Genomic DNA, 24,368 nt, shown 5'->3' with positions numbered 1-24,368 from the left:
TATTAGCTACAGCCTCTATTGCGGTATGGATTATCAATCTTGATCAGCGAAAACGCGCCGCACGTAGAGGAGACGGTCGCCTGGTTCCACTGTTTCAGCTTCAGGAGAATCAATGCGGTATAGCTCACCGGAACGCACCACTCCTAGCACAATATCGGCGAGGTGACGAGGGTTTGCACCTACTTCGTCCTCTGCGATAAGGCGTTCAGCAACAGAAAAACCTTCGTCTGGCGACAGCAAATCTTCCATCATTTCCACCACAGATGGCGTTACTGTAGCAAGACCAAGCATTCGACCTGCGGTTTCCGAAGAAATGACTACTGAATCAGCACCAGATTGTTCAAGAAGCCTTTGGTTTTCTGACTCTCGCACACTAGCCACAATCCACGCCGATGGCGCTAATTCACGCACACTCAAGGTAACAAGCACTGCAGTATCATCAAGATTTGGTGCCACTACCACTGCTTTCGCCTTCGGCACACCGGCTAGTTTTAGGACATCCGATTTCGTTGCGGAACCAGCGACGGTCACCAAGCCCTCACTGTTTGCAAGGTCAAGCGCCTCTTTGTCTGTATCAACAACAACAATGTCTTTCGGTAGGACTCCGTCGGCAAGCAAGGCAACCACTGCGGATCGCCCCTTAGTCCCATATCCAATAACAACCGTATGGTTGCGCATTCTTCTCCTCCAACGCTGGATCTGCCACATTCTTCGTGACTCTTCAGTCAGCACTGACAATGTCGTACCGACCAACAAAATAAGGAACATTACTCGCAAAGGAGCAATAATAATAATGTTGAGCAATCGCGCTTGCTGAGTCACAGGGGTTATATCACCATAACCAGTGGTAGAAAGTGACACGGTCGAATAATACAGAGCATCAATGAACGTCAACGACTCTGAATATCCACCTTTGTCGGTATAGACCAAAAGCGCTACTGCAACAAGAAGGATAAGAGCATAAGCAATACGCTGCGCAATGAGCCGCACCGGAGAAACCACATATGGCTTAGGCAAACCCACTGTATGTAACTGCGCATATTCAGCAATCCCAGAGCTATGTTCTTTCCGACGGCGCGCCAGAGAACGAGAATTACTCATGCTCGTTGCTACCTCCACTTTCTATCAACAACAGTTGCTCTAGTTCCTGCTGTGTTGGTAAATCTTTCGGTGCGACTAACACATCATGGGCAACATAGTAAAACGCTGCAGACACGGAATCGACTGGTATGCCATGTAGTCGCGATAATGCCAAACGATACACCGCTAATTGTATCTTTGCCGACTCCATTTCTTTTTTCCCAGGAATATGCCCAGTTTTCCAGTCAATAATCTGCCATGTGCCATCAGGTTGGGTGAATACTGCATCCATCCTGCCACGCACCACCACTCGTCCAATGGCGATCTCAAATGGATACTCCACATAAGTTGGCGTGCGCTGTGCCCAATCGCTAGCTAAGAAAGCAGCTTTAAGTTGATCAAGTTGTTCTGTAGAAACCTGTTCTTCATCTGCTACAAGCTCATTTTCATCTAACAGAGCTTGGACACCAACACGTTTTTCCAACCAACTGTGGAAAGACTCACCAAGCCGCGAACTGCTCTGTGGTTTATAAGGCACCGGACGACGTTGACGGCGAGCAAAATACTCAGGATTGCTGCTTAAACTCACCAAATCTGTAGCAGTCAATTCTTGAGATAACTCAATATCGACATATGCTTGCTGTGCCAATCGATGTTCTTCAATCAAAGCAGCAACTTCTTTTTCCCACGTGCCATAAATCTCTCGATCCTGACTTAACTCAGGTAGTTGCTGTTGCGCCTGGCGCACCAATTGTGCACCACTAAGTAATGCTGCTTTGTGTGAGTGCTCTAATTGCTGCGGAAATGCCCCCTCTACCACTGCTGAGACAGGTGGTTTGGCACATAGAGGTTGATCAGATTCTGCTGATATGTCTACCTCTAGGTTTTGCCCATACCACTGGGTTACATAATCCGGATAGTGCGCAGCAAGAGAGCTAAAAAGCTCATAAGGTTCACGGTCACCAGAGACAATAGCTTCATTTTCTGCCGATGCAGTAATGAGTAGTCGTCGTTCGCTACGCGTGAGTGCCACATAGAAAAGTCGCGTGGCTTCGTCTTTAGTAGCAATAATGTATTCATTCTTATGGTGTTTTAAGGCTTCTTCGAGATCTTTGCGATTTTCCACCTCAACTAAGTCAAGCACTGGAACTCCAGGCTCAACTGCGTCATCAGGATCACCTTTGACACCACAAGGCACATACTCCACCTTGCTCAACCAAGTACTTGTATTAGTGACATATGCTTTTTGATCAACCCCTGGGACAATGACAAAATCCCACTCTAGGCCTTTAGCTTTGTGAATCGTGAGAATCTGCACTCGTTGAGTATTAACGCGTACTTGCCCTTGGGATAAACCTCGCTCCCACTTTTCACTATCGCGCAAATAATCTAAGAAGGCGCCAAGCGTTGCACCAGGTATTTTGGCATAATCGGCTACGACTTTGGCAAATTGATCCAAATGCACTGTGCCTACTGCCCCCGCAGCATGAGGATCCTGACGACTGAGCACTTCAGTACGAATCCCCATTACCCGTTCAATATCATTGAATAGATCAGACAAACTCTGATGCAAACTATGAGTACGCAAGGCACGTAGCTCACCAGAAAGTCGATAAAGACGTTGATAGCCTTGAACAGAATACTGCTCAGGCTCGCCCAAATCTGCCAACGCATCTGCCAACCCAACGGAAAAATCAGGATCAGATTCATATAGCTCTGCGATGATATCTTTTAGTTTTTCCTCAGGTGTCTTTGATTGCTCCTCAGGTTGGGTTTGCCCCTCATGGCGAACACGACCAGCTAATGTTGCAGCACGCTGAGCAAGAGCTCCAAGATCATTAAGACCCAATTGAATCCGTGGCCCGAGCAAAATGCGCAATGCAGCATGAGAATCCTGAGGCCGAATCAGCATTGTTGCCACTGCAATAAGATCTGCCACCTCTGGTATATGAATTAACCCACTGGTATCAGCTATTTCATAAGGAATACCACGCTCAGCTAAGGCCTGGGCAAAGGGTGCCGCCTGAGCGTTTTTGCGCAAGAGAATCGCCGCACGAAAATCTTTCGCAGCGCCATCAGATTGGATATGACTACGCTCATATGCTTGGGCGAGTTCATCCACAATAAAATCACATTCCTGCTGCCCTGTTGCGAAAAAACCAAATTGGATCATGCCGTCTTGAGCACCAGGACCTGGCTGCAAAGGCGAGACAGGACGTTTATCTGCACCATTTTTTTCTAAGACACTAGCGGCGACATCATTGGCAAGTGCTAATACTTGCTCTGGGTTTCTGAAACTTGTCGTTAGTTCTTTGCGCTCTACTGGAACGCTTATTTCGCCCTGCTCATCTCGAATAGCATAATCCGCAATAAAGTGCTCGAGATTAGCAGCAGTTGCACCACGCCACCCATAGATGGACTGCATGGGATCACCCACTGCAGTAACTGCACTATGGGCAAATAAACTACGCAAAAGCACCCGCTGAGCATAGCTGGTATCTTGATACTCATCGAGCATAACTACTGGATAGCGCTGGGATAACAATGCGCCCACGCTGGGATCTTGCCGTGCCAACCGTGCAGCTTGGGCAGTTTGCTCGCCGAAAGTCTTGAGTCGATCTTCCCGCAATTGCTGCTTGAATAGCCGTACAAGATCGACGTATTCCAAACGATTTAGTTGGAGATCACGTATTTTTTGCAGAGTTTGATTGAGCGTAGATTTCTGACGTGGCCCTGGAGGCAGTTCGTCGAAAAGCTTGTCAAATGCATCAGTTTCTTCAGCTAATTCTTTCTCGTCAATGAGATGATTATCTAACTCAGCAATGAGTTTTAATAGTGTTCCCGCTACGGTAGCAGTGCTGTGGCTCGTACTCAACGTGCCGCGATACTCAGTGACAAAAGTATGCGCACGTTGATATAGTTCAGTCTCACCAATCAAACGTGCCCCTGGTTCCGCCGGCAGCAGTAACCCAAACTCCCCCATAACCTTCCCGACAAACGCATCATAGGTAGAGCTCACAGGCGCAATGGTTTCGAGAGTTTTTTCCAGCTCTCCGGTGGGATCTAGATCTTTAATAATCGGGGCACCAACAAGTTGCTCTAAACGCTGACGAATCCTAGCACTGAGTCCTTGTGCTGCTTTCCGGGTAAAAGTTAAGCCTAAAACCTGATCTGGGCGTATAAAACCATTAGCCACTAACCACACAACCCGAGCCGCCATTGTTTCGGTTTTACCCGCACCTGCACCCGCGACGACCAGCATAGAATGAAGCGGGGCAGCAATAACTGCTGCTTGTTGTTCTGTAGGGGGAAATTTTTGCCCGAGCGCAACCGAAAGTTCCTGCGGAGAAATTTTTATCTCACTGGTGGCGTTTTTATTAGCTTTATTCGCAAAACTCATGATAACACCGTCTTTCCTTCAGGTTGCACTGGGCATATGCTCTTGTAATCGCACAAATCGCATTGCTTATTCTTCCGCGCGATAATAGTGGGACCACGTAATTCCTGAGCCACATAAATAAGCTCTGCTGCCAACTCATCAAGAGTTTCTCTAGTACGACGCGTCTGAGAACGTACCGTAACGCCTTTGGAGGTGGTAGCAGGATACACCAACATTGCCTCATCAACGTCTATTCCTACACGTGCTGTGTCGTTGGCATCGTCGCTGTTGTTACCGGTACCTCGCATAGGAATACTGCGAATATGGATTTCACCGTCTTGTTCTTCCAACTGCGAACGGCTCAACATCAACTGATAGGTCAGCAATTGCTTATTGTCCTCGGCGTCTTTGACACTGATGGCAGTTTTACTCGTTTTAATATCGACGATACATACCCCATCTTCGGTCTTATCGAGTCGGTCAATCCTGCCGCGCAACCGCAGAGAATCAGAAATACGCACATCAGCGCTCACTTCCACCCCTAGCAGTTCAGTCTTTCCGGTTCTTCCCGCCAACCAACTACGTAACTTAGCCAGTATATTTTCCCATTCTTCTATGGCGGTATCTTTACGCCACGATGGCAGTTCCGCCAAATCCACAAATGCTTCGTTGACCAGTGCTCGCGCTTTTTCCTCGGGCATACCATTCGTGATTGCTTCGGCATAAGCATGAGCTAGAGTGCCTTTGTGCATAGCAAAAGCATTGCTTGCATCAGCGGAAAGTTTCTTATTATCTAGGCTGACACGCAATGGACACTCCATTGCTTTTTCCACAGCCGACGGAGATAAACTGCGTACTGTTATTGGTTCTGACTCACTAGGTTCCTGTATTCCCCACCAAGAATCAGGATCTGCCCCTGGCACCCCTGTCTCAGCTAGTTTTGCAAGCTGACGTGCTGCTTGTTCTCGCAATTGCGGTGGGTTCTCTTCATCACTTACTGCCCTACGCAACTCACTTACCAGTGAGCTGAGCAAAAAGAATCGAAAATAATTAGTGGATTCAGTGGATTTAGTAGTATGCGACGCATCCGACGTGCCACTGTCAGCCCCCGCGTGTTGCTCACCTGTGGTAGTAGCTGCTTTATCATGGCTGTCATAGTATTCTGCCCCAGGTATGTCATAAATAAATCGTGATGGTTCTAAGGGAATATCCCCTTCTGGATCATCCACCGCACTGATTTGCACTAATGTCGTTGCACGACTGATTGCTAACTCGAATAACCGCTTTTCTTCTGCAACACGTGCACTAATTTGTGATACTGGTGTACCAGGTTCAATACCTGAGTCAAGGTAATCAATAAGTTCTTCCTGACCAAAAAGTGAACCCGTGATTGCCATATCCGGCCACGTATTCTCTTGTACCCCTGCAATAAAAACAATGTCCCATTCTTGTGCACCCACGCTATGAGCTGTCAAGATCTGCACAGCATCAGGTCTAAGTACCCGACGATCACGCACTCCTGTAGGTAATTCCTGCTCGTCGATATGCACAAGGAAAGAATGGATGCTTGCTCCTGGACGACGACGTACCCAGTCGCTCGCTGCGTCGAAAAGCGCCATTACTGCATCTAAATCACGATCTGCCTGTGCACCTGCAGTACCACCACGTAAACTTACTGCCAGTAAATGCTCTGCTAAGCCAGATGTCGACCACACAGCCCACAATGCTTCTTCGATATTGGCTTTGCTACGATAAGCCTGTGCAGCAGCAATAAAAACTTTGCTGATACGGTCAAGAATGTCTAACTCACGCTGTGTCAGCACACTGTGCGCTTGCTCATATAGCTCAGCTTTCTCATTCTGGTGTTCTGGCTGTGCACTAATTATTATCTGGAGCACTTCGATTGCCCGACGCGTTCCACCTCGACGTATCTCTAATAACCGCAATCCACGTAAAAGACGCCGCATTGTTGCTGGGTCGGCACCGCCTAGTGGCCCTAGGGCAAGGTCTTCTAGTTCACGAGCACTAAGTGGCTGAGACAAGGAACGTAGAATACGCAAAAGTGCAGCAACAATAGGTTGTTCAGCAAGGATAATATCGCCTGGATCAGTATGTACCGGCACTCCTGCTGCCAACAGCGTACGACGTGCTGCATCGACCATTGTGGATGAACGCACAATAAGTGCCATGTCGCGCCACCGCACTGCTTCTAACAAGTGTTTCCTGCGAAAAGTATCAGCAGCTAATTCCCACTGCTTATTCTCAGAATCAAGAATATGTACTTCTTTATTTGGCTGACGGTAGCTATCCGACAGATACAGCTCATGATCTACAGGGTAGTGTTCTAAAAATTGCGTATGCGCACCACGGAAGTGGAAAATACTGTGCTGAGGATTTCCGGCAATAATACCAAAATCTGCATAGTGCAGAAGCCGATCAATCAAGCGGGCAGCCTGTGGATCTAAGTTTTGCGCATCATCAACAATAACTGTCCTAAAACCATAATCGGTAGCCGAGTATGCTAATGCTGCACTAATGAGCTCAGAAGCACTCAAGGAACGGTTACCCCCCAATTCCATAGTCTGCTCGTACTCGCGCATGAATGCTCCAGCACTGGTCCACATTGGACGGTGAAAGCGCGCCCCCAGTTCTTCTAAATCCTCCGGCCCTACCCCACGTTCTGCTGAGCGCAAGAGAAAATCACGAAGCTGCCGGGCAAAGCCAAGCATTCCCACGGCTTCTCGCATTTGTTCTGGCCATCCAGGCGCCCCAGCAGCCGCATGACCAGCCAATAGCTCACGCATAACTGCGTCCTGCTGCGCACCAGGGATCAGCCTTAACTCTTCTTGAGTATGTTCTGCCATATTTATTCTCAACATGGCAAAAGCAAGCGAGTGTACTGAACGAACAATTGTATTAGTGCTCGCGAATTGACTATCGGATAATCGCTGTGCCAGTCCCCACCTCAGTGAAGCAACAGCTGCCTGAGTAGTACCGATCACAATAATACTGGCGGGATCACATCCTTGCTCAATACGCTTTGCGACGGTATCAAGGATCAGGCTACTCACACCACTACCTGCACTACCTTGTAAGCGCCAAATCCCCTTATGCTCACGATATAAATCATTATCCCACGTACGTGCGACATTCTGCCGCTCAGGAGCGTGAAGGCGAATACGAGGAATAGGACTGCGCTGCCCTAGAAAAATCGAGTCATGAGTTGTATCTGTCTTATCAGTCATAGCTTATAGTTTGGCAGATAGCCGCGAGATAAGCGCACCAGTCACCCATTTTAGGTTTTCCCCTGCTTTTTGTTTAGCTTCCGGATGATAGGCATGCAAACAAATTCGATACGTTAGTGCCCTTAACAAAAGCTGATCACGATGTGCGATATGCGCAAAGCGATCAATAATTTTCTCATCAGTTGCCCCGATAAGCAGTGCATCAATAATAGCTAAAGCCGCACTATATCCATAAGGACGCGCTACTCCTACAAGTTCCGTCAGCACAGGAGCTTGGCTACCAGCGTAGATGGTTGTCGCCATCATATCGGCGTGATTTACCTGGCGAGGGGCGTCGATAAGCGAGAAGTAGGGTGCTAATTGTGTCACAAGCTCTGCGGCAAGGCGTTGCGTAGGAATCTCCTGGTCAAAGGTTAATGTATGTGCTGGGTTAGGGAGCCAGGCATGAACGTCGGCAAGAGCAAAAATATCTGTAGGATCAGGCTCATGGAAGAAGTCTGGAATATCCAATTGCCCCAACATAGTATCTAGGCGCAGTGCCGCAGCAACTGTTTCATCAACTCGTGGTTCTATTTTGCCCTCGACGAAGGTATTAGCGCACCAACCAGCACTAATAAATCTGCCATCTGTAGCACGCACTGGGCGCACGATACGTAGACCATGAACATTGAGCTTCTCTCTTATCCGCGCTGACCAAGCACTATGATCATGCCGAGTAACAGCAGAGAGCACAAGATCATCAACGCGCCAACCATAGCCCCATGCAACATCGAGTATGTGTGCTGATGCATGAGAAGCATGAAAAGCATCACGAACATGATCTGGTAGGTTCTGATGATCCATGATTGCTACTATCCTCTCAATCCTGCACTGTAGCTGTGTACTCTCTATATGCTGTGCTCAGCAGCTATGGTTTGGCTATGATTCAACCACGTGGATAAGGCCATGCGTTCGGCGCACATACTGCGTTGTCATTTGCATACGCCTCATTAGGTTCTATTCTAAACAGTTCTGAGTTAGATAAGCTCAATGTCTGTTGCATCATTATCGGCGCTAATTCACCATTGCGTGCACAGGGTTGATGTTGAGAGAAACCAATGCCGTGCCCAACCTCATGGTTAATCAAGTATTGGCGATATGCCCCTAGGTCACCGTTAAAAGTTGCTGCACCTCGAACCCAACGAGATTCATTGATGACCACGCGATTGCCTTCAGAATAAAAGCAGCTTGTTTCCATAGCAATGTCATCGCCACATAATTTGTGAGTGGTACCAAGTGAAGTGAGTTGAATACGCAAATCAGCTCGCTCAGGGTCGTTAATATGCTCAAACTTATATTGAGAATCTGCAGTCCAACCTTTGGGATTAGCAAGAGTGGCATCAACCATGGCAGCAAATCCATCATCACCACCATAAGCAGCAGAATCTATGCCATTTTCAATCTCTACAACATAGGTAAAGGTTTTTTCTCGCCCCTGCCCAACCGCTGCTCCTGCGACACCAACGGTGCGATATGACTCATCACCTTTTTCTGTATAAGAACCGCCTAGAGGTAACTGTGCCGCGTCATTGGCTAACTTACGCGCACTAGCTGGATTCGGACCGGGAATAGCAGACTTTTTATCGGTATTGCTTACGCTTTTCTCCGCTTCTGATACCGTCGCGACCGTTGATGCCACAGGTTGCGTGCGCTTTTCGATTAAAGCAGGACTGATGAGAACGTCGTAAAGCACCCAAATACTAATCACAATCAGCACTGGTATTGCATAAGCACGCCAACCATAATTGCGTGCAAAGCGTACGAGAAATCCCTCATCAGTGTGTGCCATGAACTTATGCTCCTGCGAACCCAACGGTTCGGGTTTGATTACTACCTAATTCAACATACGCAATCTGTGCAGTACGCACAAGATAACGATTGCCGCGCTCATCGACGAGATCTAACACCCCTGACCCTTGGGCGTTTTCTGCAGTAAAAGCAGCACTCACCTGTGCAGCTAGTTCCTCTTGCGTATTAGTTGAACTAATTACCAATTCACGTGGTGATTGCGTTAAACCAATTTTAATATCCATGTGGAACTCATATCCTTTCAGGTTGTTGATTTTTCTTCGTTCTTCCCAGTTCTTCTCAGTTCATAAACAAGAGGTTCTTGAGTTAAACATATGTCCTCCTATCATAGCTCGAAATCGAGAGATGAATCTTATACCTAATGTGATGTACTTTTGCGTCTTTGCTTTTTCTCATTAACAATGGTTTTATGACGCAAGCACCTGAGCAGATTCAGACTCAAAAATCAGATAGAGACAATACAGACGTAAATACAGCTACGTCTCTAGCGGTCACACCTGGTTTTAGTAAAAAGAATTGGATTATTTGTGGCGTCATCAGCATTGTGAGCATTGCTGCGCTTATATGTGCATGGCTCAGCGCTCCCATTCGACAAGCACATCTTACGGTGCTCTCACATTATGAAGAATCTGCTACTGCACCGACTATCCCTACGAGCTTTTCAGGAGACAGAGGTTCTTTTCCCGCTGACTCTTTTAACCACAAACCTATTGTCACCAATGGACTTGTTATTTCAGCACACAATACTGGTTCTCATTCAGTAGTCAGCGCAATCAACCCAGAAAATAATAAACAGGTCTGGAGCTATGAACGTGACGCAGCCTTGTGTGCGCTGAGCACGTTGGATGAAAAAGTTGTTCTGGTCTTTGCTACTGGTGTCGGATGCGGTGATGTCGTAGGTATTGATGCCACAACTGGCGATTATGCAGGTACGCGCAGTGCTATTGCCAGCGAACATAGTGCGCTATTGCGGTCTAATTCCTATGTTGGAGTCGTAAGCTCCACGCGATTAGAGCTATGGCGACCTAGTGATTTTGTTCGGACAGTCGAATACGGAAAAATCCCTGCGAAACAAGAACCTAATCAACAGCCACATGAAAATTGTACAATCGCCTCCGCGCTTACCCGCACAGAACTGTTGGCGAGCGTAGACATATGTGATGGTCAAGCGTGGTTACGTTTTCAGAAAACTACACCTGAGGATTCTCGAGAACCAAAAATAGAGCATGAAGTAAAACTAGATAATCCTCAGGCACAGCTTGTATCCATTGGACAGGAAGGAGCTGCAGTATATGTTCCTGGTCCTCAACCAAGCATCATAAGCTACCAAAAAGATGGTCAAGTCACTGCCAGAACAAAAATCTCCACGCCACCAGAACTTGTTGTTGATCCCGATAGTCATGTGTTTAATCCCAAAACCGCTGATTTACCTCATCACATGAGCTGGTTCGACGGTCATTCCCTCTATCTTTTTGACCCTAGCACGCAAAAACTGCTGCATATTTTCAGCAATGTTATTGGCACTGGTGCTGCAGTAGAGGGTTCTTTACTACTACCTATTCGCAGCGGTATTGCGGTCGCTAATCCTGATACTTATGCAATCGAAAGAATTATTCCTGTCGATCGTGGTACTTATGATGGGGATGTTTCTCTTGCTCTCGCTGGCGAGTATGTCGTCGAAAAGCGCGGAGATACAGTTGCAATTCTTCAGGCGCAATAATGCGCAATCATACATAATGATGCACAACAAAGGCACAATAAGAGGTTGATGATGACTGATTCACATATGATTAACGGATATTTATATTCTGGCTACTCTGACTGCTCTGATGAAAAAATGCAGGCACATACCATACGTATTGAATCAGGACAGATCATTGATATTAGCGAGTATGAACCAGAAAATGAGCAACAAGCCGCATCGTTACCCCTGCTAGTACCAGGTTTCATTGATGTGCATAATCATGGTGGGTTTCATGGTTCTTTTCCCAATGGGGACTATGAGGATTGCAAACGTGCAGCTCGCTTTCATCGCAGTCATGGTACGACAACATTGCTCGCCAGTTTGGTTTCTGCATCAGAGCAACAGCTATATGCTCAAACGCGCATTCTTGCCCGTCTTGCGCAAGAAGGAGAAATCTACGGCATCCACATGGAAGGGCCTTTTATTTGTGCGCATAAGTGCGGCGCTCAAGATCCACACCACATTATTCCAGGCAATCCTGAAATTTTAGAAAAGGTTATCAATAATGCGCAGGGCTTTTTGCGCTCCATTACTTTCGCCCCAGAGACTGATCATATTGATGAACTGCTTGACCTGTGCGCCAAGCATAATGTCATTGCTAGTCTTGGGCATACAGATGCTGATTATCACAGCACCCTGGCAGTGATTGATAAGGCTCGGCAATTGGGTGTCACAGTCAGTGCGACGCATCTGTTTAATGCTATGCCCCCTATTCATCATCGCACCCCCGGTGCAACGGTAGCACTGCTTAATGCTGCTCAAGAAAATAAGGTGTTCTGTGAGTTAGTAGCTGATGGAGTTCATCTTCATGATGCTGTGGTGGATATGAGTTATCCGCATAACGCCATTGCGGTCACTGATGCGATGGAAGCTGCCGGAATGCCTGACGGTCACTATCAGCTTGGTTCTTTATCAGTTGTAGTAGAGCAAGGCGGCGCATTTTTAGCTGATGCCTATGCCCAGGGCACGCACACTATTGCTGGTGGGACGTCAACACTTGCTCAGCAATTTGCACGCTTTGCTTCCAGGCATGGTATAGCTGATGCGGTTCGTTTTACGTCGACGCGCGCAGCCCAATTATTGGGATTGCCTGATCGTGGTAGGTTGGAGCCAGGGGCACGAGCAGATATTGTGGCGCTCAATAAGGATCACACTGTGCGAGCTACTTTTGCGCACGGCGAAAAGCTCCTACCGCTTACTTAACGCTTACCTGAAAGGCGAGGTGCCTCTGCTCCTGCTTTCCTGTCTCATCACTTGCTCTTTCATTGTGCGCTACGAGTAGTGTGCGCTAACCATTGCAAGGTTGGCGCACTAAATAACAAAGCGAGCGCTATGAGGGCAGATAAAGCAGTAATGATCCCAGCGATAATTTGCCCACCGGTGCACATATAGTAGCTGATGGGTAGTAAGAGTAATTCAAGCATAAGCACTGGTCCACGCCCCCATCGTTTCCCTTTAATCATCATGGCTGCAGCGATTATCACCACACCAAATACAATGATAAAAAATAGTGCGGTACCATAACCTACTCCGGTATGCGTGAGGTCGTTAGCTTTAGTCTCATAGACAAGTGACTCGTCATGAAGTCCAGATATTTCTCGAATAATTAAAAACGCTGCAAAGGCGATCCCTAGCATTGATTGTGCAATGGCAATAACCCCTGCTTTTTTCAGTGTTTGTGGGGGTGCGAGCTGTGTTGTCTTGTTGTGTTCTAAGTGCTCTTGTGTTCCTGGGTGCGACGACATGACCATTCCTATTTATTTTTATTGATAACAATAGAACTTTATTCTAGCGACTATAGCGCTTTCTGTTTTCGACAAACTTCCACACATACTAATACCAACACAAGCGCAATCCGATCTTCTTTCATATTGTGTTTACTTTTTCGTCACCCTCTCCCTTTTCTTATCTCTTGCCTCATTGTGCACCTACGACGCCCATCAGATTCTTTTTCCTGTGATTTTTTTGAGTTTTTTGCCTAAGTTTTTCGCCATAGTTCACAAACCACAGTGCCCCATTTTGCGCATTGGTAATTTGACGTAATAACGCAAGGGTGTTCTCGAAGATATTAGAGAAAAGGCTGTTCAATCACCCCTATTAACCTAAAAGGTTACCCTTACCTTCAAGAGACGGCGCGTCATGGGAGCGGGAAAACTATCAAAACATGACATAAATATGTGAGTTTAATCACTTTTACCCAGATAAACCTAGCGAAGTTGCCAAAGTCGTGACATTATTTCATAAGCACTTCCTGAAGTGATCATAAGAGATCAACTTCAGCATTTTGCACAGTTGCAAAGTAAACAGTACGTAAACACATGAACCACACGTTCATGCACTACGAGCTGATTCCATAACGCAGCTTCTGGGCATATAACACCCTTATTTCCCACTAAGCTCTGCACAACTGTGTCCCAATGACAAAGCAACAACCCCACAACTATCTTTAAGGAGTTTTTTCATGGACTGGCGTCACCAAGCAGTATGTCGAGACGAAGATCCCGAGCTATTCTTCCCTGTCGGTAATTCAGGACCAGCTCTTGCCCAAATTGCCTCTGCAAAGGTTGTCTGCAACCGCTGCCCTGTTACTTCTCAGTGCCTCGCATGGGCACTAGAAACCGGGCAAGATGCTGGCGTATGGGGCGGCATGAGCGAAGATGAGCGTCGTGCGCTCAAACGACGCAAGAACCGTGGTCGTGGACGCGCCCGCAGCATCGTTTCCTAAAAGACCAACCCAAAACAGCAGTGCACAGCCTTAATTTCAGTTCGTGCACTGCAAACAGCTAAAGTGTATAGCTGTTATTATCCCAATGAGTGAGGAGTATCTTCATGAGCCAGCGTGGTCGTAAGCGCAAGGATCGTCGTAAGAAAAAAGCTAACCACGGCAAGCGTCCTAACGCATAAGTAAAAGAGTGCGATCTTCTTAACAAAGATACGCACTCTTTATTTTTATCTTCAGGCTTTTACTCGATAACCTCTGTCCTAAGGGACACAGTGCTAATCGATACACTTATTCGTTCTTTTAAGCTCTCTGGTGCTGGCTGGCAACAACATTTTTTAAGAAGTTGCCGCAAATCTACTTCTGCCGCTATTTGTTGAGCACACTCAGGACATTGCGCCACATGAGCTTCCAAGCGCTGACACTCAGCAGGGGTAAGCTCACGGTCAAGTAACGCATACATCCCCACATGAACCTCGGAGCAACTACATTCAGATGAACGAGAAGAACTGTCATGACTCATTGCGTGCTCACTTTCTGTTTCTCACTATCCGCCTTGTGCGTCTTTTTCGTCTCTTGAGCATTTTTCGTGCCAGTCACACCAATGCCATATTCACGCGCCACATCTTTCAACGCACCACGCAACTGTTTTCTTCCCCGATGCAGACGACTCATGACAGTCCCTAAAGGAATATCCATAATCTCAGCGATTTCTTTATAGGGCAGTCCTTCAGCATCAGCATAATAAACGACCATGCGATAATCGTCGGAAAGCTCATTCATTGCTTGCACAATATGCTGATTAGGGATATTTTTTAACGCTGCTACCTCAGCAGACTCCAAACCAGTAGCCGTATGCGAGGAGGATTCAAGTAGCTGATAATCGGTGATGTCATCGGCCGATGATTGTTGTGGTTGCCGCTGCTTTTTCCGATAACTATTGATATAAGCATTGGTCATAATGCGATACAACCACGCCTTAAGATTACTCCCTGGGGTAAAGGAAGAAAATGCACTAAAGGCCTTCATATAGGTTTCTTGAACCAAATCCTCTGCATCTGCGGGATTGCGCGTCATACGCAATGCGCCACCATAGAGCTGATCCAAAAGCGGCAGTGCCTCTTGCTTGAATCGCTGTTCTAACTCCGAACCAGACGCAGGTGTTTTATGCTTTTTCTCAGATCGCTCAGCCAAGATGTATCGTCACCCTCCTTAGGCTCGTGTTCAATCCTAGCTTCTTCTTGCTAGACTACACAGTTGCTCTTGTGCCTGCCCCATTCACATGATCGCATTAAGACTCTATAGTAGATAACTATGTCTAGCCCCACCCCTACCCCATTATGGCAAGCTCCACATTGCACACAGGCTTTCGACGCCACGCTCAGCATTCCTGGCTCAAAGTCAATGACTAATCGTGCTTTCATCCTGTCTGCTCTTGCCGATCAGCCTTCAACTATCCGCGGTGCACTACGTTCGCGTGATACTGATTTAATGGCACAGGCACTCCGTAGCCTCGGTGCTGAAATAAGCACAGATGATACTGGAACTTTCCATATCACACCTGCGCCTTTTCACAGTGCACACATTGACTGTGGGCTTGCTGGTACTGTCATGCGTTTTGTGCCACCTGTGGCTGCTTTTGCCCAGGGTGAAGTGGTATTCGATGGCGATGAGCAAGCACGTTCTCGCCCAATGACTCAAATTCTGCATGGTCTGACACAAGCTGGAGTAACAGTATCTGGCGATCGCTTGCCGTTTAGTATTCACGGTACCGGCTGTGCACCAGGCGGCACAGTAGAAATTGATGCTTCGCATTCATCACAATTCGTATCGGGACTTTTGCTTTCTGGGGCACGCTTTGAGCAAGGTCTAAGCATCAAACACATTGGGAATACTTTGCCGAGTATGCCTCATATTGACATGAGCATTGCAATGCTCGAACAAGCAGGAGTACACGTTGACCACAGTGTAGAAAACCAATGGCACGTTTCCCCTGGCACTATTGCTGGCAGAGAATGGGTGATCGAACCTGATTTATCCAATGCTACGCCTTTTCTCGCCGCGGCAGCTATCAGCCAATCCCGTGTTCGCATTAGGCAGTGGCCAACGCATACCACCCAAGCTGGCGATCGTATTCGCCCAATCCTCGACGCTATGGGAGCTAAAATAACCCTGCATAATGGCACCTTAACGGTAGAAGGCACAGGCTCTTTGCGCGGTATTGATCTTGATATGTCCGATATCGGTGAACTTACCCCTACCGTCGCAGCATTGGCAGTTTTTGCTGATTCCCCTACTACGCTGCGTGGCATTGCTCATCTGCGAGGTCACGAAACAGATCGCTTGGCTGCGCTATGCACCGAAATCAATAAGATCGGTGGTGTGTGCACTGAGCTTGACGACGGACTCTATATTGAACCTACGCATAATTATCATGGAGCACAATGGCATTCTTATGCAGATCATCGCATGGCAACTGCTGGCGCCATCATTGGTCTAGGTGTACCAAATATGACTGTGGAAGATATTGAGACTACTGCCAAAACCTTGCCCAATTTTGCCGCTATGTGGGAGCAGATGATGCATGGCTAAAAAAATCACTCATCGCAGCCGTGGTGCATGGGATGAATCAGACGTGAAAATTCGTCCTGGAAAACGCTCTAAACCACGCACCAAAACACGTCCTCAGCATGATGACGCTGAATTTGGCATGGTCATTTCTAAAGATCGCGGTAGGTGGGGCGTAGTTCTCGACACCGGCACTACCGTTACTTGTATGCGCGCCAGAGAACTTGGTCGCAGTCCCGTTGAAGTTGGCGACCGAGTAGGCGTCGTCGGCGATACTTCAGGTAGGCAAGGCAGCTTGGCAAGAATCGTAAAAATAGCAGAGCGATCTTCCGTTCTGCGACGCACCGCTGATGATAACGATCCCTATGAACGCATAGTCGTCGGCAATGCCGAAAACCTCCTCATCGTCTGTGCAGTCGCTGATCCTCCACCACGAGCGGGTTTTGTCGAGCGAGCACTCATTGCTGCCTTTGTCGGCAATCTCAAGCCTATTATTTGTCTGACGAAATCCGATCTTGCTGATCCACAAGAATTTGCTGCTGAGTTTGCCGCTCTCGACGTTCCGGTCATAGTCTGCGGCATCGATGACCCATTAGAACCGATCAATGACATTGTGAATAATTCCTTGACAGCACTAATCGGACACTCCGGTGTAGGCAAATCCACACTTGTCAATAGATTAGTTCCTGGAGCCGGACGACAAACCGGAGAAGTATCCGGTGTAGGAAAAGGACGGCATACATCCACCCAAGCTGTTGCATTAGCACTACCACACGGTGGGTGGATCATCGATACTCCTGGTATCCGTTCCTTCGGACTAGCACACGTTGATGCAGATACCGTTGTCAATGTGTTCGAGGATCTAGCTTCCTCAGTAGAGGATTGTCCACGTGGTTGCACACACATGGGAGCACCTGCAGATCCGGAATGCAAGCTGGATGATTTTCCCCATGACTCCCCCACTGGTCGTCGAGTGCAAGCCGTACGCAAATTACTCACCACATTGCGCAATAACGTGGACTGGTAGCTACAGGGTCATGCACGGCGAAAATAATTACGCGCCACATCCGTTATCCGTGGTCGTAACTTCTTTAAGAGTGTGAGTCCAGTACGCAACCCGGCACGCTGATTATCTTTAACCCCAACCCATAATTGTTCCTCCACATCTGGGTTATGCGTAAACGCTCGGTTAGAACGCACTTCTGGGGCATTGTCTGGATCAGCGAGTAAATACTTATTCGGCAATGTGAGTTTGAGCAGTGTCTTTTGCACCTTCAATAACTGCACCGGGAATGAGTCGATATTGTAGGGCAAATCATATTCTGCACACAGCTGTTGTACTTTTTTCGCCACATCAGCAAGACGATTTGATGGCATATCAGGAAATAGATGATGCTCGATTTGGTAATTCAAGTTACCGGATAAAATCGTGAGCACTTTTCCGCCACGAAAGTTTGCCGAGCCCAGCATTTGGCGCAAATACCACTGATTATGATCTTCGTCCTTGAACTGCTCCTTGGTAAAGGTTTCTACCTCATCTGGAAAATGTCCACAAAAAATAACCGCATATGCCCACAGTGAACGCAAGATATTAGCGCTGACGTGAGCGCCAAGCGTATGGCGGAAATTTTTTCCGGACAATAACGGATAAAGAACATAATCACGCACACCTTGTCGTCCGGCTTTGCGCGTAGTCTCCCAAAACTTTTCCCGAGTTTGTGCCCATGTGGCACGGCCGCTAAAAAACTTACCCAGCTCTACGTCATAGTATCCTACTGCCCACTCAAAAAGAGTAGCGAGCACTGTGTTGACAAGAGGCTGGAAGGCATGGAGCGTAGTCCATTTTTTATCACGAGTAACACGCAAAATACCATATCCTACATCGTGATCCATGCCTAAGACATTGGTATAAGTATGGTGCACATAATTATGCGAATGCATCCACTGTGAGGATGGGCATACGATATCCCACTCCCATGTCGTCGAGTGCACTTCTGGATCATTCATCCAATCCCATTGACCATGCAAAACATTGTGCCCTATTTCTAAGTTCTCTAGCACCTTTGCAGTAGTAAGTAAGGCAGTACCAGTCCACCAACACTTTTTATTGCCAGAGAAAATCAATACTGCTCGGCCAGCGAGATCGAGAACTCGCTGAGTGCGAATGAGTCGATAAATATAACGCGCATCTTTTGTGCCTAAATCATTTTCTACCTCAGCTTTAATGCGATCTAGGCGCGCACCAATTTCTGCTATATCGTCGTCGCTTAGATGAGAATAAGCCTTGATATTATCAATTGCCATTAAAAAGTCCTTATCGATCAGAGTGATTATTTTTCTTAGACATCAATAGTGACATCACCAGCAGCGACACAAACACACGTACGTATCTGTGTCCCAGCTTCATGGGTATGACCAGTATGCACATTAAATACGTGCCCTTTGCGCAATGGCCGCACGCAGGTATGGCACAGTCCCATACGACAACCAAAGGGCATATTTATCCCAGCTTGTTCGCCTGCTTCAAGAATTGTTGTGGCTCCATCGGTAGTGATAGCGCCACGATGTCCGAAAGTCACCACGCCGCCCTGCGCATCGGATCGTCGATCAAGCGTAAAATGCTCTGTTTTTAGGCATAAAGATTCTTGCTTAGCCCACTGTTCTAAATCTCTGAGCATATGCGCCGGACCACAAGCATAGATAGTTCTGTGCGCAATATCTGGAATAAGAGTGCCATAATCTTGAGCGTGAAGACGTGGTTTTTCTTGCGTGTAATGGAATATGGCGTGCACACTAGGATAGGTGTCAGCTAATTCCTGGATTTGTGTAGCAAAGAGTGCCTCATGGCTATTTTTTGTCGAGTACACAATCACGACATCACAGTGGGCATAATCACCTCGACGAGCAAGGGTACGCAACATAGAAATAATGGGGGTAATGCCTGTACCTGCTGCGATAAAAGCCATTTTCGGAGCTGGTGGCTGGCTTAACTGAAAATCACCAGCGGGTGCCAGAAGCCGAATAATAGTTCCCGGCTGGGTCTTGCCCACTAAATGCTGAGAAAGCTGGCCTTTTTCTACTGCTCGAACCGTGATGTATAATAGGGCACTCTTATCTTCTTCCTCAGATAAGACGGGAGCATTAGTGAGTGAGTAACTTCGCCACACAAATCGACCATTGATAGCGACGCCAACGCCAATATATTGCCCTGCATAGAAAGTGGTAGGTACTGCCCAACCGGGCTGAATCGCAATATGCACCACATCTGATGCATTCTTATCGTGTTCGATAGATATTATGCGTCCACGCAATTGCCGGGTGGACCACAAGGGATTAGCCAATACTGAATAATCATCAGGCAACAATGGCGTAGTCAGCCTGGTGAGCACACCACGTATTTTCCCTAAGGCATCTTTGGGCATTGTGATCCCCATTTCTTGGTGAGTACATCAACAACGCCTCATATTACGCTTTAGTAAGTTACTTGTCTATAAGTTACGCTAAAGTAGGTAACTTTCCTGAAAACACACTGCAAAAGCACAGCACCACTGCACCTAGAAAAAATAAAAACTCCTAGCCACAAAGAGCTAGGAGAAAATAGAAACTACCGAGATACCAGGTAACACACAGTAGTGCTACAACAACTCTACTAAGGCAGATAATTCGCTAGGGTCATACCAAGCCAAAAAATTATCCAATGCGTCGCCCACTACCAGCATGGCGTCTTCATCACCAAGATCTGCCTCATCAATAACAGCAATCGCTTTGGCTACTGCTTCCTCACTTGATTCCACATCAATATGTATCGCAGCAACATCCGATACAGCTATCTGCGCTGGCTCAATCTTAAGCACTGCCTCGTCGAGATCAGGCACAAAACTTACACGCCCATCATCAATATCGACACTTACCACAACACGCCGATGCGGGAAGAAGTCATCACCAATCGCCAATAGTCGCAAAGATGCACGAGAGGCTTCGTCGAAAGCATACTCTGCGATTTCTTCTTCAGTGCCAGACTCAAAAAAATCAGTTAACGCTGGCGTTACCGCAAAACCATAGCCAGAGCGAGCATGAATCACTCCCGTTTGCGACAACTCACGAAGCATGGAAAAAGTAGCTGGAAGATAAACCCGCACTAAAACTCCTTGTCAATACCAAACAAGCCAGTAATCTCTACCACTGCACGATCGAATTGCTGATAATACACACCAACTAATCCTGCTTCTACCGCACCACGAACATTAAGGATGGAATCATCAACCATGACACAATCACGCATAGGCAACTCAAGAGCATCAGCAGCTGCCTGGAATGCCTCTTTCTCTGGTTTCTCCACCCCAATATCCCCACTGAGCACTACAGCATCGACAAGTCCCTGCGTCTGCAAAACACGAATATGATCAGCGTTGACCCCTGGATCATTAGAAAGCACAGCCAAGGCAACACCATTAGCTCGAGCAGCCTCTAAAAGATGGCGCCACCGACGCTGATCCTCATCACTGCCATCTAACACACCTACGTAATCAACAATCAAGCCACGCATGTCTTGGCTGCACCTCACCTTTTCTCAAAATCTGTTTTGGCGGCATTCATTTTTCCATAGACCGCCATACAATTGCTATACAAATGCTCTATATTTATTATTTATTGTAGCGTCACTTGCCTTGAGATTCTTTCCTCAAGGATGTTTTCTATGCTTTGTGCATCTTCTCGTCACGAAAAACAACTCGTTCCGATGCCAGGAACAAGATTTTTACTGAAACTAGAACAAACCACTAGGCTGCCGGAACACACAACCACTACGGGTATAGCAACAATACATAAGCACCTTACTGCACAACGCAAACAAGAAATCTATGCCCTCACTCACACAAGTCTTGCCGCAGCTTTTGGCCTCAGACCAGCGCATAGTCTGAACACCAAGCGTTTTAGCCCCGCCATTAGACGCTTATCCACCACACCTGGCCCGAACAAGATACTAACACCTGGACCAATCGGGATCGTCTCTATTCGCTTTCGCGAAATATCACCCGACACTTTTCAAGCCTACGGAACGGTGATACATATAAAGAGCCAGAAGGCCTACGCCTATCTGGCTCTGATAAAAGATGCGCTATTTGGACTCCAAGTCCAACAATTAGATATTCTCTAACGCCATCGCGACGCTACTCATCTAATTTTTGCCCACTAAGCCTCAAGCCTCAGTCTCAAGCCTCAGCTGATGCTGGGGCAGGTTGCTCAGCAAATTGCTTCCGCAACAAGAAAAGCTGGCGCACAGTTTCTTCTTTAATGCTATCTTTCATCGCATTGAACATATCGCCACCCTCTTTTTGGTATTCCACCAATGGGTCACGCTGTGCCATAGCACGCAAACCAATGCCCTCTTTGAGATAGTCCATCTCATACAGGTGCTCTCGCCACTTCTGGTCAATAACTGGCAGAATCATCAAACGCTCCAGCTCGCGCATACGATTATCGCCGCCAATGGCATTGACCTGCGCTTCCATTGCATCATATTGCTCGTGTGCATCTTTAAGGATCGCTTCACGCAATTGCTCTGCGCTAAGCTCACCAGCACTGCCATATTCGGTACCGTCGATAAGCTCTTGTGCGCTTACTGTTGGACCATAAAGCGCCTCAAGGGCGTGCCAGAGGGAAGTCATATCCCAATCCTCGGCATAGCCGGTAGCAGTCTCAGCATCAATATAAGCATTGATGGTGTCGTCAATCATATGCTGAATGTTGCTAGCAATATCAGCCGATTCTAGAATGGCACGACGCTCCCGATAAATAACTTTGCGCTGCTCATTCATAACCTCATCATATTTGAGCACATTCTTACGAGCCTCAAAGTTTTGGTTTTCTACCTGAGCCTGAACATTCTTGATCGTCGTAGTAACCAGCTTTGCCTCAATAGGCACATTATCTGGGACATTCAAGCGGTTCATCATGCTTTCCATGGAACCACCAAAACGCAACATGAGTGGATCGCGCATCGATAAGTAGAAACGCGTTACCCCAGGGTCACCTTGCCTACCAGAACGACCACGCAACTGATTATCAATACGACGGGATTCATGACGCTCCGTACCAAGAACATAGAGTCCGCCTGCTTCGCGTACTTCTTCAGCAGCTTGAGCACCCTTGGCAGTAACCTTAGCGACTTCCTCGCTCCATGCTTCTTGGTATTCTTCAGGAGTATTGACCGGATCCAAACCACGCTCACGCAAGTTAAGATCAGCAATGGTTTCTGGGTTACCACCAAGTACAATATCGGTACCACGACCAGCCATATTAGTAGCTACAGTAACAGCACCTGGCAAACCAGCCTTCGCAATGATCTGCGCCTCTTGCTCGTGATATTTTGCATTAAGCACATTGTGCGCAATACCACGACGCTTAAGCAACTTAGAAAGATACTCAGAACGCTCTACCGACGTAGTACCAACAAGCACTGGCTGTCCTTTGGCAGAACGCTCTGCAATATCATCAACAACCGCAGCAAACTTCGCTTCCTGAGTCTTATAGACCAAGTCGGTAAGATCCTCACGCTGCGACGGCTTATGCGTTGGAATTGGCAACACATTGAGTTTGTAAATCTGGTGCAGCTCCGCAGCCTCAGTTTCTGCAGTACCCGTCATACCAGCGAGTTTGTCATAAAGACGGAAGTAATTTTGCAGGGTGATCGTCGCCAGTGTTTGGTTTTCATTCTTGATCTCTACACCTTCTTTTGCCTCAATGGCCTGGTGCATACCTTCGTTATAGCGACGACCTTCTAGAACACGACCGTTGAACTCATCAATAATGAGAACCTCGCCACCGCGCACCAAATAGTCTTTATCTCGGGCGAAAAGCTCTTTAGCTTTAATCGCATTATTAAGATAGCTAACCAATTGCGAATGCTCTGGTGAATAAAGGTTATCAATACCAAGCTGATCTTCTACAAAAGCAACGCCCTCTTCTTTAATACCTACGGTACGTTTGCGAGTATCAACATCATAATGGGTATTTTGTTTCATCTGAGGCACAATCTGAGCAAAAACTGAGTACCACTGTGATGAGCTATCAGATGGCCCAGAAATGATCAACGGTGTACGCGCCTCATCAATAAGAATGGAGTCAACCTCGTCGACAATAGCGTAATTATGTCCGCGCTGCACCATATCATCGAGACTGCGCACCATGTTGTCGCGCAAATAATCGAATCCAAACTCATTATTGGTGCCATACGTAATATCCGCTTTATATGCTTCTCGACGCAACTGCGGATCTGATATTTCCGATAAGATGACACCCACTTCTAGCCCAAGGAATCGGTGCACACGCCCCATCCATTCAGCATCACGCTTAGCAAGGTAGTCATTAACCGTAACAACGTGCACGCCTTTACCAGCCAACGCATTAACATAAGCAGGCAATACACAGGTCAAAGTTTTACCCTCACCAGTGCGCATCTCAGCTACATCACCGAAATGCAAGGCAGCACCACCCATAATCTGAACATGGTAGTGCTTTTGTTCTAACACACGCCAGGATGCTTCACGTGCAACAGCAAAGGCTTCGAGCATGATGTCGTCGACAGTTTCACCGTCCTCGATGCGCTTACGAAACTCTTGAGTTTTTGCTTTAAGCTCCTCATCACTAAGCTCAGCATAATCCGACTCAAGCGCAATGACATCATCGGCAATTTTCTTCAGCCGCTTAATTGCACGCCCCTCACCCATACGGAGCATCTTGCTAAGTCCAAACACGTAGGCTATTCCTTCGTAAAATCAATTGTAT

Annotated in this window: 21 protein-coding genes; 7 read left to right on the top strand and 14 right to left on the bottom strand. The window is 47.2% G+C overall.

The features are described from left to right. Positions 1 to 33: 33 nt before the first annotated feature. From FQV43_RS02400 to FQV43_RS02375, 6 genes are all read right to left on the bottom strand, one after another. Positions 34 to 1,101 (bottom strand): TrkA family potassium uptake protein, encoded by a 1,068-nt coding sequence (locus FQV43_RS02400; protein WP_144274029.1) that lies wholly within the window; start codon positions 1,099 to 1,101, stop codon positions 34 to 36. After that, entirely contained in the window at positions 1,094 to 4,480 is a 3,387-nt protein-coding gene (locus FQV43_RS02395) for an ATP-dependent DNA helicase (RefSeq protein WP_146338613.1), read from the bottom strand. Before FQV43_RS02395 ends, FQV43_RS02400 begins: the two co-directional genes overlap by 8 nt. Continuing rightward, the gene (locus FQV43_RS02390) at positions 4,477 to 7,704 is read right to left on the bottom strand and encodes an ATP-dependent DNA helicase (RefSeq protein WP_146338610.1); all 3,228 of its coding nucleotides are present in this window, start codon (positions 7,702 to 7,704) and stop codon (positions 4,477 to 4,479) included. The genes FQV43_RS02395 and FQV43_RS02390 overlap by 4 nt, the downstream gene beginning before the upstream one ends. 3 nt (positions 7,705 to 7,707) lie before the next feature. Further along, positions 7,708 to 8,547, bottom strand: a complete 840-nt coding sequence (locus tag FQV43_RS02385) for a TIGR02569 family protein (protein ID WP_146338607.1) — start codon at positions 8,545 to 8,547, stop codon at positions 7,708 to 7,710. Positions 8,548 to 8,629: 82 nt separating this feature from the next. Then, positions 8,630 to 9,532, bottom strand: coding sequence for a DUF3152 domain-containing protein (locus tag FQV43_RS02380; protein WP_144274021.1), 903 nt, complete (start codon positions 9,530 to 9,532; stop codon positions 8,630 to 8,632). Between the two features lie 4 nt (positions 9,533 to 9,536). Further along, positions 9,537 to 9,776: a DUF3107 domain-containing protein gene (locus FQV43_RS02375; RefSeq protein ID WP_146338605.1), complete on the bottom strand. Its 240-nt coding sequence runs from the start codon at positions 9,774 to 9,776 to the stop codon at positions 9,537 to 9,539. 185 nt (positions 9,777 to 9,961) lie between these two features. Here FQV43_RS02375 and FQV43_RS02370 point away from each other — a divergent pair, with 185 nt between their 5' ends. Together FQV43_RS02370 and FQV43_RS02365 are read left to right on the top strand one after the other, a co-directional pair. Then, entirely contained in the window at positions 9,962 to 11,272 is a 1,311-nt protein-coding gene (locus FQV43_RS02370; protein ID WP_146338602.1) for a hypothetical protein, read from the top strand. A gap of 51 nt (positions 11,273 to 11,323) precedes the next feature. After that, positions 11,324 to 12,499 carry an N-acetylglucosamine-6-phosphate deacetylase gene (locus FQV43_RS02365; protein ID WP_246846940.1) on the top strand — a complete coding sequence of 392 codons (1,176 nt, stop codon included), beginning with the start codon at positions 11,324 to 11,326 and terminating at the stop codon, positions 12,497 to 12,499. A 59-nt stretch (positions 12,500 to 12,558) separates the two neighbouring features. On the opposite strand, the gene FQV43_RS02360 is transcribed toward FQV43_RS02365, so the two are convergent. Continuing rightward, the gene (locus FQV43_RS02360; RefSeq protein WP_144274014.1) at positions 12,559 to 13,041 is read right to left on the bottom strand and encodes a hypothetical protein; all 483 of its coding nucleotides are present in this window, start codon (positions 13,039 to 13,041) and stop codon (positions 12,559 to 12,561) included. A gap of 716 nt (positions 13,042 to 13,757) precedes the next feature. On the opposite strand from FQV43_RS02360, the gene FQV43_RS02355 reads away from it, so the two are divergent. Then, positions 13,758 to 14,021 (top strand): WhiB family transcriptional regulator, encoded by a 264-nt coding sequence (locus tag FQV43_RS02355; RefSeq protein ID WP_144274012.1) that lies wholly within the window; start codon positions 13,758 to 13,760, stop codon positions 14,019 to 14,021. Positions 14,022 to 14,125: 104 nt separating this feature from the next. Continuing rightward, entirely contained in the window at positions 14,126 to 14,200 is a 75-nt protein-coding gene (locus tag FQV43_RS10270; RefSeq protein ID WP_370443781.1) for a 50S ribosomal protein bL37, read from the top strand. A 59-nt stretch (positions 14,201 to 14,259) separates the two neighbouring features. Here FQV43_RS10270 and rsrA read toward each other — a convergent pair whose 3' ends face one another. Both rsrA and FQV43_RS02345 read right to left on the bottom strand, forming a co-directional pair. After that, positions 14,260 to 14,538 carry a mycothiol system anti-sigma-R factor gene (gene rsrA / locus FQV43_RS02350; RefSeq protein WP_144274010.1) on the bottom strand — a complete coding sequence of 93 codons (279 nt, stop codon included), beginning with the start codon at positions 14,536 to 14,538 and terminating at the stop codon, positions 14,260 to 14,262. Next, positions 14,535 to 15,209 carry a sigma-70 family RNA polymerase sigma factor gene (locus FQV43_RS02345; RefSeq protein ID WP_146338598.1) on the bottom strand — a complete coding sequence of 225 codons (675 nt, stop codon included), beginning with the start codon at positions 15,207 to 15,209 and terminating at the stop codon, positions 14,535 to 14,537. The genes rsrA and FQV43_RS02345 overlap by 4 nt, the downstream gene beginning before the upstream one ends. Before the next feature lie 120 nt (positions 15,210 to 15,329). Here FQV43_RS02345 and aroA point away from each other — a divergent pair, with 120 nt between their 5' ends. Together aroA and rsgA are read left to right on the top strand one after the other, a co-directional pair. Continuing rightward, on the top strand, positions 15,330 to 16,607 hold the full coding sequence (gene aroA, locus FQV43_RS02340; protein ID WP_146338596.1) for a 3-phosphoshikimate 1-carboxyvinyltransferase: 1,278 nt from the start codon (positions 15,330 to 15,332) through the stop codon (positions 16,605 to 16,607). After that, a complete protein-coding gene (gene rsgA / locus FQV43_RS02335; RefSeq protein ID WP_144274002.1) occupies positions 16,600 to 17,610 on the top strand; it encodes a ribosome small subunit-dependent GTPase A in 1,011 nt (336 codons plus the stop codon). The genes aroA and rsgA overlap by 8 nt, the downstream gene beginning before the upstream one ends. Before the next feature lie 8 nt (positions 17,611 to 17,618). On the opposite strand, the gene FQV43_RS02330 is transcribed toward rsgA, so the two are convergent. The 4 genes from FQV43_RS02330 to FQV43_RS02315 form a co-directional block, all read right to left on the bottom strand. Beyond that, positions 17,619 to 18,887 carry an acyl-CoA desaturase gene (locus tag FQV43_RS02330; protein ID WP_146338594.1) on the bottom strand — a complete coding sequence of 423 codons (1,269 nt, stop codon included), beginning with the start codon at positions 18,885 to 18,887 and terminating at the stop codon, positions 17,619 to 17,621. Between the two features lie 35 nt (positions 18,888 to 18,922). Next, a complete protein-coding gene (locus tag FQV43_RS02325; protein ID WP_146340353.1) occupies positions 18,923 to 20,005 on the bottom strand; it encodes a flavin reductase family protein in 1,083 nt (360 codons plus the stop codon). A gap of 213 nt (positions 20,006 to 20,218) precedes the next feature. Continuing rightward, positions 20,219 to 20,722: a hypothetical protein gene (locus tag FQV43_RS02320; RefSeq protein ID WP_146338592.1), complete on the bottom strand. Its 504-nt coding sequence runs from the start codon at positions 20,720 to 20,722 to the stop codon at positions 20,219 to 20,221. Beyond that, on the bottom strand, positions 20,722 to 21,129 hold the full coding sequence (locus FQV43_RS02315) for an HAD family hydrolase (RefSeq protein ID WP_144273996.1): 408 nt from the start codon (positions 21,127 to 21,129) through the stop codon (positions 20,722 to 20,724). Before FQV43_RS02315 ends, FQV43_RS02320 begins: the two co-directional genes overlap by 1 nt. A gap of 150 nt (positions 21,130 to 21,279) precedes the next feature. Here FQV43_RS02315 and FQV43_RS02310 point away from each other — a divergent pair, with 150 nt between their 5' ends. Then, positions 21,280 to 21,738, top strand: a complete 459-nt coding sequence (locus FQV43_RS02310) for a hypothetical protein (protein ID WP_146338588.1) — start codon at positions 21,280 to 21,282, stop codon at positions 21,736 to 21,738. Between the two features lie 55 nt (positions 21,739 to 21,793). Here FQV43_RS02310 and secA read toward each other — a convergent pair whose 3' ends face one another. After that, positions 21,794 to 24,337 (bottom strand): preprotein translocase subunit SecA, encoded by a 2,544-nt coding sequence (gene secA, locus FQV43_RS02305; protein WP_146338585.1) that lies wholly within the window; start codon positions 24,335 to 24,337, stop codon positions 21,794 to 21,796. Positions 24,338 to 24,368 lie beyond the last annotated feature (31 nt).

Source organism: Corynebacterium sp. sy039 (assembly GCF_007904105.1).
Classification (GTDB): Bacteria; Actinomycetota; Actinomycetes; order Mycobacteriales; family Mycobacteriaceae; genus Corynebacterium.
The sequence above is the reverse complement of the archived record's forward strand: the minus strand, read 5'-3'. Positions and strand labels throughout refer to the sequence as shown.

What these genes read in the sequence shown, in the direction of transcription:
- FQV43_RS02400 (WP_144274029.1), bottom strand. Translation starts at nt 1,101, where the DNA reads ATGAGTAATTCTCGTTCTCTGGCGCGCCGTCGGAAAGAACATAGCTCT.
- FQV43_RS02395 (WP_146338613.1), bottom strand. Translation starts at nt 4,480, where the DNA reads ATGAGTTTTGCGAATAAAGCTAATAAAAACGCCACCAGTGAGATAAAA.
- FQV43_RS02390 (WP_146338610.1), bottom strand. Translation starts at nt 7,704, where the DNA reads ATGACTGATAAGACAGATACAACTCATGACTCGATTTTTCTAGGGCAG.
- FQV43_RS02385 (WP_146338607.1), bottom strand. Translation starts at nt 8,547, where the DNA reads ATGGATCATCAGAACCTACCAGATCATGTTCGTGATGCTTTTCATGCT.
- FQV43_RS02380 (WP_144274021.1), bottom strand. Translation starts at nt 9,532, where the DNA reads ATGGCACACACTGATGAGGGATTTCTCGTACGCTTTGCACGCAATTAT.
- FQV43_RS02375 (WP_146338605.1), bottom strand. Translation starts at nt 9,776, where the DNA reads ATGGATATTAAAATTGGTTTAACGCAATCACCACGTGAATTGGTAATT.
- FQV43_RS02370 (WP_146338602.1), top strand. Translation starts at nt 9,962, where the DNA reads ATGACGCAAGCACCTGAGCAGATTCAGACTCAAAAATCAGATAGAGAC.
- FQV43_RS02365 (WP_246846940.1), top strand. Translation starts at nt 11,324, where the DNA reads ATGACTGATTCACATATGATTAACGGATATTTATATTCTGGCTACTCT.
- FQV43_RS02360 (WP_144274014.1), bottom strand. Translation starts at nt 13,041, where the DNA reads ATGTCGTCGCACCCAGGAACACAAGAGCACTTAGAACACAACAAGACA.
- FQV43_RS02355 (WP_144274012.1), top strand. Translation starts at nt 13,758, where the DNA reads ATGGACTGGCGTCACCAAGCAGTATGTCGAGACGAAGATCCCGAGCTA.
- rsrA (WP_144274010.1), bottom strand. Translation starts at nt 14,538, where the DNA reads ATGAGTCATGACAGTTCTTCTCGTTCATCTGAATGTAGTTGCTCCGAG.
- aroA (WP_146338596.1), top strand. Translation starts at nt 15,330, where the DNA reads ATGTCTAGCCCCACCCCTACCCCATTATGGCAAGCTCCACATTGCACA.
- rsgA (WP_144274002.1), top strand. Translation starts at nt 16,600, where the DNA reads ATGGCTAAAAAAATCACTCATCGCAGCCGTGGTGCATGGGATGAATCA.
- FQV43_RS02330 (WP_146338594.1), bottom strand. Translation starts at nt 18,887, where the DNA reads ATGGCAATTGATAATATCAAGGCTTATTCTCATCTAAGCGACGACGAT.
- FQV43_RS02325 (WP_146340353.1), bottom strand. Translation starts at nt 20,005, where the DNA reads ATGCCCAAAGATGCCTTAGGGAAAATACGTGGTGTGCTCACCAGGCTG.
- FQV43_RS02315 (WP_144273996.1), bottom strand. Translation starts at nt 21,129, where the DNA reads ATGCGTGGCTTGATTGTTGATTACGTAGGTGTGTTAGATGGCAGTGAT.
- FQV43_RS02310 (WP_146338588.1), top strand. Translation starts at nt 21,280, where the DNA reads ATGCTTTGTGCATCTTCTCGTCACGAAAAACAACTCGTTCCGATGCCA.